Origin of the sequence: Pseudomonas sp. JL2 (genome assembly GCF_031570495.1) — a bacterium.
Classification (GTDB): domain Bacteria; phylum Pseudomonadota; class Gammaproteobacteria; order Pseudomonadales; family Pseudomonadaceae; genus Aquipseudomonas; species Aquipseudomonas rhizophila.
The window spans coordinates 117,508-127,735 of the sequence record NZ_JAKUDH010000019.1; the positions used below are offsets into that span (position 1 = coordinate 117,508).

At 60.0% G+C, this 10,228-nt stretch carries 8 protein-coding genes; all 8 read right to left on the reverse strand.

The annotated features are described in order from the left end of the window. Window positions 1-110: 110 nt before the first annotated feature. A complete protein-coding gene (locus MKS85_RS21800; RefSeq protein WP_047227320.1) occupies window positions 111-2,411 on the reverse strand; it encodes a YgiQ family radical SAM protein in 2,301 nt (766 codons plus the stop codon). Window positions 2,412-2,662: 251 nt separating this feature from the next. After that, window positions 2,663-4,060: a replicative DNA helicase gene (gene dnaB, locus MKS85_RS21805; RefSeq protein ID WP_027911801.1), complete on the reverse strand. Its 1,398-nt coding sequence runs from the start codon at window positions 4,058-4,060 to the stop codon at window positions 2,663-2,665. Between the two features lie 136 nt (window positions 4,061-4,196). Beyond that, a complete protein-coding gene (gene rplI / locus MKS85_RS21810) occupies window positions 4,197-4,643 on the reverse strand; it encodes a 50S ribosomal protein L9 (protein WP_047227319.1) in 447 nt (148 codons plus the stop codon). Between the two features lie 18 nt (window positions 4,644-4,661). Then, window positions 4,662-5,555 (reverse strand): hypothetical protein, encoded by an 894-nt coding sequence (locus tag MKS85_RS21815; protein WP_047227318.1) that lies wholly within the window; start codon window positions 5,553-5,555, stop codon window positions 4,662-4,664. 36 nt (window positions 5,556-5,591) lie between these two features. Then, window positions 5,592-5,822, reverse strand: a complete 231-nt coding sequence (gene rpsR / locus MKS85_RS21820) for a 30S ribosomal protein S18 (protein ID WP_002551829.1) — start codon at window positions 5,820-5,822, stop codon at window positions 5,592-5,594. A 28-nt stretch (window positions 5,823-5,850) separates the two neighbouring features. Next, on the reverse strand, window positions 5,851-6,279 hold the full coding sequence (gene rpsF / locus MKS85_RS21825; protein WP_003186395.1) for a 30S ribosomal protein S6: 429 nt from the start codon (window positions 6,277-6,279) through the stop codon (window positions 5,851-5,853). 301 nt (window positions 6,280-6,580) lie between these two features. After that, a complete protein-coding gene (rlmB, locus tag MKS85_RS21830) occupies window positions 6,581-7,348 on the reverse strand; it encodes a 23S rRNA (guanosine(2251)-2'-O)-methyltransferase RlmB (protein WP_107321462.1) in 768 nt (255 codons plus the stop codon). After that, on the reverse strand, window positions 7,345-9,963 hold the full coding sequence (gene rnr / locus MKS85_RS21835; RefSeq protein ID WP_047227316.1) for a ribonuclease R: 2,619 nt from the start codon (window positions 9,961-9,963) through the stop codon (window positions 7,345-7,347). Before rnr ends, rlmB begins: the two co-directional genes overlap by 4 nt. Between the last annotated feature and the right edge of the window lie 265 nt (window positions 9,964-10,228).

Here is a 10,228-nt window from a genome sequence, read left to right on the forward strand (position 1 = left end):
TGCACGGAACTGACTGGCATTGGCGGTCGCCACGATAGCAAACGAGTAGCACAGCCGCTAGAAAGCAAAACGCCAGCTTTTAAGCTGGCGTTTGCAATGTGGCTTGGCGATCAGCGCGGTACGACTGGCTTGCGCGCCGGTTTCGGCCCTTTGCCCTTGGCGGCGTCCTTGCGCTCCTTGGCGGCCTGCTGGTTGCGGGCGAATGCCGCGGCCTTGGCCTGCTCGCGCTTGTCCCACGGGTTGCCGCCGTCGCTCGCGCGCGGTGGCAGACCGGTGTGCTGGGTCAGGATCTTGGTGGTTTCCTTGCCTACCTTGTGGCTGCCAGCCGGCGTCGAGTTCTTGCGACGGGCGCTCTGGTAGCTGTCGGTGGCTGGCTGGTGCAACGGAATCAATTGATTCTTGCCCGGCCCGATCAGGTCGGCGCGGCCCATGCGGGTCAGCGCTTCGCGCAGCATCGGCCAGCCCTTGGGGTCGTGATAACGCAAGAAGGCCTTGTGCAGGCGGCGCTGCTCCTCGCTCTTGACGATGGTCACCGCGTCGCTCTTGTAGGTGACCTTGCGCAGCGGGTTCTTGCCCGAATGGTACATGGCCGTGGCGGTGGCCATCGGCGACGGATAGAACGCCTGCACCTGGTCAGCGCGGAAACCGTTGCCCTTGAGCCACAGCGCCAGGTTCATCATGTCTTCGTCGGTGGTGCCCGGGTGGGCGGCGATGAAGTATGGAATCAGGTACTGCTCTTTGCCGGCTTCCTTGGTGTACTTCTCGAACATCCGCTTGAATTTGTCATAGCTGCCGATGCCCGGTTTCATCATCTGGTTGAGCGGACCTTCCTCGGTATGTTCCGGGGCGATCTTCAGGTAACCACCCACGTGGTGGGTTACCAGTTCCTTGACGTATTCCGGCGACTCGACTGCCAGGTCGTAACGCAGGCCAGAAGCAATCAGGATCTTCTTCACCCCAGGCAATGCCCGGGCGCTGCGGTACAGCTGGATGAGCGAAGAATGGTCGGTATTGAGGTTCGGGCAGATCCCAGGGAACACACAGGATGGCTTGCGGCACGCGGATTCGATTTCCGGGCTCTTGCAGGCAATGCGGTACATGTTCGCGGTCGGGCCGCCGAGGTCGGAAATGACGCCGGTGAAGCCCGGGACCTTGTCGCGGATCTCTTCAATCTCGCGAATGATCGATTCTTCAGAGCGGTTCTGGATGATCCGGCCTTCGTGCTCGGTGATCGAGCAGAAGGTGCAGCCGCCAAAGCAGCCACGCATGATGTTCACCGAGAAACGGATCATCTCGTAGGCTGGGATCTTTTCCTTGCCGTACGCCGGGTGCGGAACACGCGCGTAAGGCATGCCAAACACGTAGTCCATTTCCTCAGTGGTCATCGGAATGGGTGGTGGGTTGAACCAGACATCGACTTCACCATGCTTCTGCACCAGAGCACGGGCGTTGCCCGGGTTGGTTTCCAGGTGCAGCACGCGGTTGGCGTGAGCGTAGAGCACCGCATCGCCACGAACCTTTTCCACCGACGGCAGACGAATCACGGTCTTGTCGCGAGTCATGCGCGGGCTCGCCAGAATCTGCACGACCTTGGCTTCGCTCGGGTCTTCAACCGGACCTTTCTCTTGCTCGATGGCGCAGGCAGCGGTGTCCTGGGTGTTCACATACGGGTTGATGATCTTGTCGATCTTGCCCGGGCGGTCGATGCGGGTGGAATCGACCTCGTACCAGCCTTGCGGGGTGTCGCGGCGGATGAACGCGGTGCCACGGACATCGGTGATGTCTTCAATCTTGTGGCCATAGGACAGGCGCTGGGCGACTTCGACAATCGCCCGCTCGGCGTTGCCGTAGAGCAGGATGTCGGCGCAGGCGTCGATCAGGATCGAGTTGCGCACCCGGTCCTGCCAGTAATCGTAATGGGCGATGCGGCGCAGGGAGGCTTCGATACCGCCGAGCACGATCGGCACATGCTTGTAGGCTTCCTTGCAGCGCTGGCTGTAGACCAGGCTCGCACGGTCCGGCCGCTTGCCCGCCATGCCACCCGGGGTGTAGGCGTCGTCGGAACGGATTTTCTTGTCGGCGGTGTAGCGGTTGATCATCGAGTCCATGTTGCCGGCCGCGACGCCAAAAAACAGGTTCGGCTCGCCGAGCTTCATGAAGTCGTCTTTGGACTGCCAGTTTGGCTGGGCAATGATCCCGACGCGAAAGCCCTGGGCTTCCAGCAGCCGACCGATGATCGCCATGCCGAACGACGGGTGATCGACGTAGGCATCACCGGTCACGATGATGATGTCGCACGAATCCCAGCCGAGCTGATCCATCTCCTCCCTGCTCATGGGCAGGAACGGCGCGGGGCCGAAACATTCGGCCCAGTACTTGGGATAGTCAAATAACGGCTTGGCTGCTTGCATGTCGATGACCGGTATAAAAGATGAAAAATCGCGGGCGCGGAATATAGCACAAAAATTAACCAATTCCGACGGCTATGGTCGGAAATCGGTGGCGCACCGCACATCAAATGTGGGAGCGAGCTTGCTCGCGAAAGGGCCAGCACATTCAATGCATGTGCTGACGGTTACACCGCTATCGCGAGCAAGCTCGCTCCCACAGGGGAAGTGCAACCTTCTGGAGAAGGGGCTCGCTCCCACAGGAGCCAAACAGGTTACTCATCATCATCAAAATTGTAGCTACCCGGCGCCAGGTTCTCGAATCGGGTGTATTTACCAATAAAGGCCAGGCGAATGAAGCCGATCGGGCCGTTACGCTGCTTACCGATGATGATTTCGGCGATGCCCTTGTGCTCCGTCTCCGGGTGGTACACCTCGTCACGGTAGACGAACATGATCACGTCGGCGTCCTGCTCGATCGCTCCGGATTCACGCAAGTCGGAGTTCACCGGGCGTTTGTTGGGGCGCTGTTCCAGGGAACGGTTCAACTGAGAGAGCGCCACCACCGGGCAGTTGAATTCCTTGGCCAGGGCCTTGAGGGAACGGGAGATTTCGGAAATCTCGTTGGTCCGGTTGTCGCCACTGGAGCCCGGAATCTGCATCAACTGCAGGTAGTCGATCATGATCAGCGCGATATCACCGTGCTCACGCACCAGGCGACGGGTCCGGGCGCGCATTTCCGAAGGGCTGATACCGGCAGTATCGTCGATGAACAGCTTGCGGTCGTTGAGCAGGTTGACCGCCGAAGTCAGGCGCGGCCAGTCGTCATCTTCCAGTTGGCCGGAACGGACCTTGGTCTGGTCGATACGTCCCAGGGACGAGAGCATACGCATGATCAGCGATTCACCTGGCATCTCCAGGGAGTACACCAGTACGGCCTTGTCGCTGCGCAGCACGGCGTTTTCCACCAGGTTCATCGCAAAGGTGGTTTTACCCATGGACGGACGGCCGGCGACGATGATCAGGTCCGATGGCTGCAGGCCGCTGGTCTTCTCATCGAGGTCGGTGTAGCCGGTGGACAGGCCGGTGATGGCGTTGTCGGTGTTGAACAGGGTGTCGATGCGGTCGATGGCCTTGGTCAGCAGATCGTTGACGCTCACCGGGCCACCGGTTTTTGGCCGGGCCTCGGCGATCTGGAAGATTTGCCGTTCCGCTTCATCGAGGATCTCGGCAGCGGTTCGGCCTTCCGGGTTGAAGGCGCTGTCCGCGATTTCGGTGCTGATACCGATCAATTGGCGCAAGGTCGCCCGTTCGCGCACGATCTGGGCATAGGCCTTGATGTTGGCGACAGACGGCGTGTTTTTTGCCAACTCACCCAGGTAACCGAGGCCGCCAACCTGAGACGTCTGGCCTTCCTTGTCCAATTGCTCGGCCAGGGTCACCACGTCGATCGGCATGTTCTGATCGGCCAATCTTGCGATGGCACGGAAAATCAGGCGGTGGTCATGTCGGTAGAAATCGCCGTCGGATACTTGATCGAGCACGCGTTCCCAGGCGTTGTTGTCCAGCATCAGACCACCGAGCACGGCCTGTTCGGCCTCGATGGAGTGCGGAGGCACCTTCAGGGCTGCGGTTTGCAGATCGTATTGCTCGGGAGCGGTGATTTCGTTCATGGCCACTTGATTCTTTTGGAAACGCAGGGGGTTTTGAAAATCAGCAATTGCAGAAAGACAAAGGGCACGACCTGTAAACAGGATCGTGCCCGATGTTACCGACTAGTACCCGAGGGTGCCAGCCGACAGGTATTGCTTAAGCTGCTACCACGACAACGCGTACGGTGGCTTCAACTTCGGCGTGCAGGTGCACGGCTACGTCGAATTCGCCTACGTTGCGGATGGTGCCGTTCGGCAGACGAACTTCGCTCTTCGACACTTCAACGCCAGAGGCGGTCAGTGCGTCAGCGATGTCGTGAGTACCGATCGAACCGAACAGCTTGCCTTCGTCGCCAGCGGTGGCAGTGATGGTCACTTCCAGCTCGGCCAGTTGGGCAGCACGGCTTTCAGCCGAGGTCTTACGGTCTGCTGCGGCTTTTTCCAGCTCAGCGCGACGCTCTTCGAACGCGGCCAGGTTGGCAGCGGTCGCAGCGGTGGCTTTGCCGTAAGGCAGCAGGTAGTTACGACCGTAACCGGCCTTAACGTTTACTTTGTCACCCAGGTTGCCCAGGTTGGTGACTTTTTCCAGAAGGATCAGTTGCATGTGAAAATCCTCTAACTTTTAACCTTCACCGTTCGCGTTGTCGGCGTCTTTCGGCGCCATACGACCGCGAAAATCAATCAGGCTGTCGACGATGGCCAGGACCACCAGCAACGGATAGATCAGCTGCATGAACAGCAACAACGTGACGTACAACCCCACCAGCCAGAACCTGGCCAGTCGCTTTTGCGCCACCAGCCCGTGAATCAGGGCCAGAGCGGCAAATACCAGCGGTACACTGCACAACGGCGTGAGCATGGCCATCTGCGGACCGAAGTTCGGCCCCAGAAGCATGCCCGCCAGCAGCAACATCGCCAGCCCAAGCGGGAAACGGATGGCGCGAAACTCGCGACCAAAACCACCCGGGTTGTACAACAACGCCTGCCAGTAGCGCCCGATAATCAGGCTCAGCACACTGACGATTTGTAACAAGGCCGCAATCAGGCCGGTCAGGACCGGTGCGATCAGGGACGCGAAACGCGCTTGCTCCTCTACCGACATCTGCTGGTAGAGATCACCGAGGGCCTCGGGCAGGATTTTTATCAAAGCCTGCGACAGCATCTCGATCTGGGGCGCGAAAGCCACCCCGAGCACCACTGAAAACACCACTCCCATCGCTATGCTGACCAGCAGCACGCGGTTCCAGGATTCGCTTGCGCGCAACACCAACGCCAGCGCCGAAGACCCCAGCAGCACCATCAGTGCCCGCGGGTCAGCGGAATACAACCACCAGAGCAAAGCCGGCAGCAGTCCCAGAGCAAGAACGCCAAGGGCGTCCTTCAATCCGCGCCGCAGGAGTACAAGACTCACCGCGGCAGCACCCAACCAATACAACAACGGCAATGCCGCGCATCCAGCCACTACCAGAGTGGCCTGCATACGACCGCGCATGATGAACTCAGCTAAGGCGCGCATGCATTCAATCCTTTGCTACGTGTCGACTGCCCGGTCTCAGCGGCCGTGGCTGTCGGTGTAGGCCAGCAGGGCCAGGAAGCGGGCGCGCTTGATAGCGGTGGCCAGCTGACGCTGATAACGAGCTTTGGTACCGGTGATACGGCTTGGAACGATTTTGCCGGTCTCGGATACGTAGGCTTTCAGAGTGTTGAGATCTTTGTAATCGATCTCTTTCACGTCTTCAGCGGTGAAGCGGCAGAATTTACGACGACGGAAGAAACGTGCCATGTGATTGGCTCCTTAAAAGGTCCGTGGATTACTCGTCAGCGTTATCGCTGTTGTCGCTGTCGCTATCGCTGTCATCGCCATCGGCGCTGTCAGAGTGCTCAGGACGGTCGCGACGCTCACGGCGCTCACTGCGGTTTTCTTCAGCCTTGAGCATCTCGGATTGGCCGGTGACGGCTTCTTCGCGACGGATGACCAGGTTACGGATCACTGCATCGTTGTAGCGGAAGTTGTCTTCCAGCTCGGCCAGGGCCTTGCCGGTGCATTCAACGTTCAGCATCACGTAGTGAGCCTTGTGAACATTGTTGATTGCATAGGCCAGTTGACGACGGCCCCAATCTTCCAGACGGTGGATTTTGCCGCCGTCTTCTTCGATCAGCTTGGTGTAACGCTCAACCATGCCGCCGACTTGCTCGCTTTGATCCGGGTGGACCAAAAAGATGATTTCGTAATGACGCATGAATGCTCCTTACGGGTTGTAGCCTGCCGCTCAAAAACGGTCAGACAAGGAGTGAATGACACTTATGGACTTGTGGACGCTAGACACATAAGTGCCTGCCATCACAGCAAGGGGCGCAATTGTAGAGAAGGGCCGAAGGCGGCGCAAGGTGATTGGTGATTATTTGAACAACCCCAATGTTTACCCACACAAACCATTGTGGGAGCGAGCCTGCTCGCGATGAGGGCGCTCCATTCAACATTTGCGTTGAACGGCACTCCGCTATCGCGAGCAGGCTCGCTCCCACAGGAATACAACTGGATCAGGATTTCTTGGCGGCCGCAGCAACCTTGACGCTACGCTGGCGCTGAGCCTCGAACAGGCACACGCCGGTCGCGACCGAAACGTTGAGGCTGCTGACACTGCCGGCCATCGGCAGCTTGACCAGGTAATCGCAATGCTCGCGGGTCAGGCGCCGCATGCCCTTGCCTTCGGCCCCCATGATCAGGATCGTCGGGCCCGTCAGGTCCTGGTCATAAATGCTGACCTCGGCCTCGCCCGCCGTGCCGACCACCCACAGGCCACGCTGCTGGAGTTTCTCCAGGGTACGCGCCAGGTTGGTCACGGCCACCAACGGGATCACTTCCGCCGCGCCACAGGCGACTTTACGCACCACCGGCGTCAACGTCGCCGACTTGTCTTTAGGCACGATCACCGCCAATGCACCCGCCGCATCGGCCGAACGCAGGCAAGCGCCAAGGTTGTGAGGATCGGTCACGCCATCCAGTACCAGCAACAATGGCGCGCCTTCGGTGCGATCGAGCAACTCGTCGAGCATCGCCTCGCCCCAGACCTGGCTCGGGCTGACCTCAGCCACCACCCCCTGGTGCACACCTTCGACCCAGGCGTCCATTTCCCGCCGTTCGGCCTGGCCGACCGCTACGCGATTCTCGCCAGCCAGCTCGATCAGGGTCTGGACCCGCGGATCACTGCGGCCTTCCGCCAGCCAGATCTGCTTGACCCGCTTGGGATGGTGACGCAGCAATGCTTCCACGGCATGCACACCGTAGATTTTTTCCAACTGACTCATGACTTGGCCTTGGGTTTACGCGCCCCGCCGCTCTTGGCTGGGGCCGAGCCCGCTTTCGGCGGGCCTTTACGGTGTTTGCTCGGCTTGCCGGTCGCCTTGTCCGGCGCCGACCGTCCGGTCTTTCCCCCAGACGCCGCTTTACCGCCGCTCTTGGCTTCGGCGAGCAACGCCTGTTTCATCTCACGACTTTTGCGCAGCTCGGCGTTTTTTGCCGCCGCATCGCTTGGGCGATAGGCTTCGACGGCCTTTTCCTTGGCCGGACCGCGACGCCCGGACTTGGCCGCAGCAGGCTCGGCGGCGGTCTTGGCCGCAGGCGCAGAAGTTTCAGTGCCGCGCTTCTTGCGGCCAATCGGCGCGCTGATGGTTTTTTCCGCCATCTCGAAGTCGATCTTGCGCTCGTCGAGATCAACGCGCATGACCCGCACTTCGACCGTATCGCCAAGACGGAAGCTGCGACCGGTGCGCTCACCCGCCAAGCGGTGATGCACGGGGTCGAAGTGGTAGTAATCGCCCGGCAGCGCGGTGACGTGCACCAGGCCTTCGACGTAGATGTCGGTCAGTTCGACGAACAGGCCAAAACCGGTCACGGCAGTGATCACGCCCGGGAACGACTCACCCACGCGATCCTTCATGAACTCGCACTTGAGCCAGTTCACTACGTCGCGAGTCGCTTCATCGGCACGGCGCTCGCTCATCGAGCATTGCTCGCCGAGTTGTTCCAGGGCCGCCTCGTCGTAGGGGTAGATGCGCGCCTTGGGAATGGTCATCGCACCGGCACGTTTGACGTGCGGGGTGTCCATCTTCGAGTGGATCACGCTGCGGATCGCCCGATGCGTGAGCAAGTCAGGGTAACGACGGATCGGCGACGTAAAGTGGGTATAAGCTTCGTAATTCAGGCCGAAGTGGCCCTGGTTATCGGCGCTGTATACCGCCTGGCTCAACGAGCGCAGCATCACGGTCTGGATCAGGTGGAAATCCGGACGATCCTTGATACTGGCCAGCAGGGCCTGGTAATCCTTGGGCGACGGACCGTCCTTGCCTTTGTGCAAGGACAGGCCGAGCTCACCGAGGAAGGCCCGCAGTTTTTCCAGGCGCTCCGGCGGCGGGCCATCGTGGACCCGGTACAGCGCAGGAATCTCGTGCTTCTTCAGGAACTCAGCAGTGGCGACGTTGGCGGCCAGCATGCATTCCTCGATCAGCTTGTGGGCATCGTTGCGCACCGTCGGACGAATCTCGGCGATCTTGCGCTCGGAGCCGAAGATGATCCGGGTTTCCTGAGTTTCGAAATCGATCGCGCCACGCACGTGACGGGCCGCCAGCAGCACTTTGTAGAGCGAGTACAGCTCTTTGAGATGCGGCACGACATCGGTGTATTCGCCACGAAGCTTGCGCGATTCGGCAAGTTTCGGGGTTTCCAGCATCGCGCTGACCTTGTTGTAGGTCAGGCGGGCGTGGGAATGGATCACCGCCTCGTAGAAGCAGTAGTCGGTCATCTCGCCGGATTTGGAGATGGTCATCTCGCAAACCATGGCCAGGCGATCGACGTGAGGATTGAGCGAGCACAAACCGTTGGACAGTTGCTCTGGCAGCATCGGTACGACGCGCTCGGGGAAGTACACCGAGTTGCCGCGTACCTGGGCTTCGGCGTCCAGCGCCGAACCGAGTTTCACGTAGCTGGAAACATCGGCAATCGCCACGTACAACTTCCAGCCGCCGGAGAACAGGCGCAGCTTGCCAGGCTTGGCTTCGCAGTAGACCGCGTCGTCGAAGTCCCGGGCGTCTTCGCCATCAATGGTGACGAATGGCAGGTGACGCAGGTCGATGCGCTTCTCTTTGTCTTTCTCTTCGACTTCCGGCTTGAGCTTGGCGGCTTCTTTCAGGACCGCTTCGGGCCAGACGTGGGGAATGTCGTAGGTGCGCAAGGCAACATCGATTTCCATGCCCGGCGCCATGTAGTTGCCGACCACTTCCACCACATCGCCCTGGGGCTGGAAGCGCGGGGTTGGCCAGTGGGTGATTTTCACCTCGACGAACTGACCGACCTTGGCGTTGGCATTGCGGCCCGGGGTGACCAGCACTTCCTGCTGGATCTTCGGGTTGTCGGCGACGACAAAGCCGATGCCACCTTCTTCAAAGTAACGGCCGACGATGCTTTCGTGGGCACGGGACACCACTTCGACGATCACGCCTTCACGGCGGCCGCGGCGGTCCAGGCCGGAAACCCGGGCCAAAGCCCGGTCACCGTCGAACACCAGACGCATCTGCGCCGGGCTCATGAACAGGTCGTCGCTGCCGTCGTCCGGGATCAGGAAGCCGAAACCGTCACGGTGACCGGCGATGCGGCCCAGGATCAGGTCAAGCTTGTCCACGGGCGCATAGGTGCCGCGCCGGGTGTAGATCAACTGCGCATCGCGCTCCATGGCGCGCAGACGGCGGCGCAGGGCTTCGAGCTGGTCTTCGGTGGTCAGACCGAACTCTTCGACCAGTTGCTCGCGGCTAGCAGGCGAACCCCGATCGGCGAGATGCGCCAGGATCAGTTCGCGGCTAGGAATAGGGTTTTCGTATTTTTCCGCTTCACGAGCGGCCTCGGGATCGAGGGACTGCCAATCGGCCATTAGAGAGTTTTCACCTTGTCTATATGCGGGTTAGTTTGGCATAGGCGTAATGAAACGGGAAATTTCAAGCATCCAATGCCTTTTTCTGAAGCCTTTTGACCCCTCTTGAAGCCCGGAAATGCACCGCTCGTGAAATTTAGCGGTTTTTTTCTCGTGAGGGGTTTACAGTTAAAAACACGCTCCGTATAGTGCGCGCCATCGACGACGCACACGCGTTGCCGATACTGCCCAGATGGTGAAATTGGTAGACACGCCAGCTTCAGGT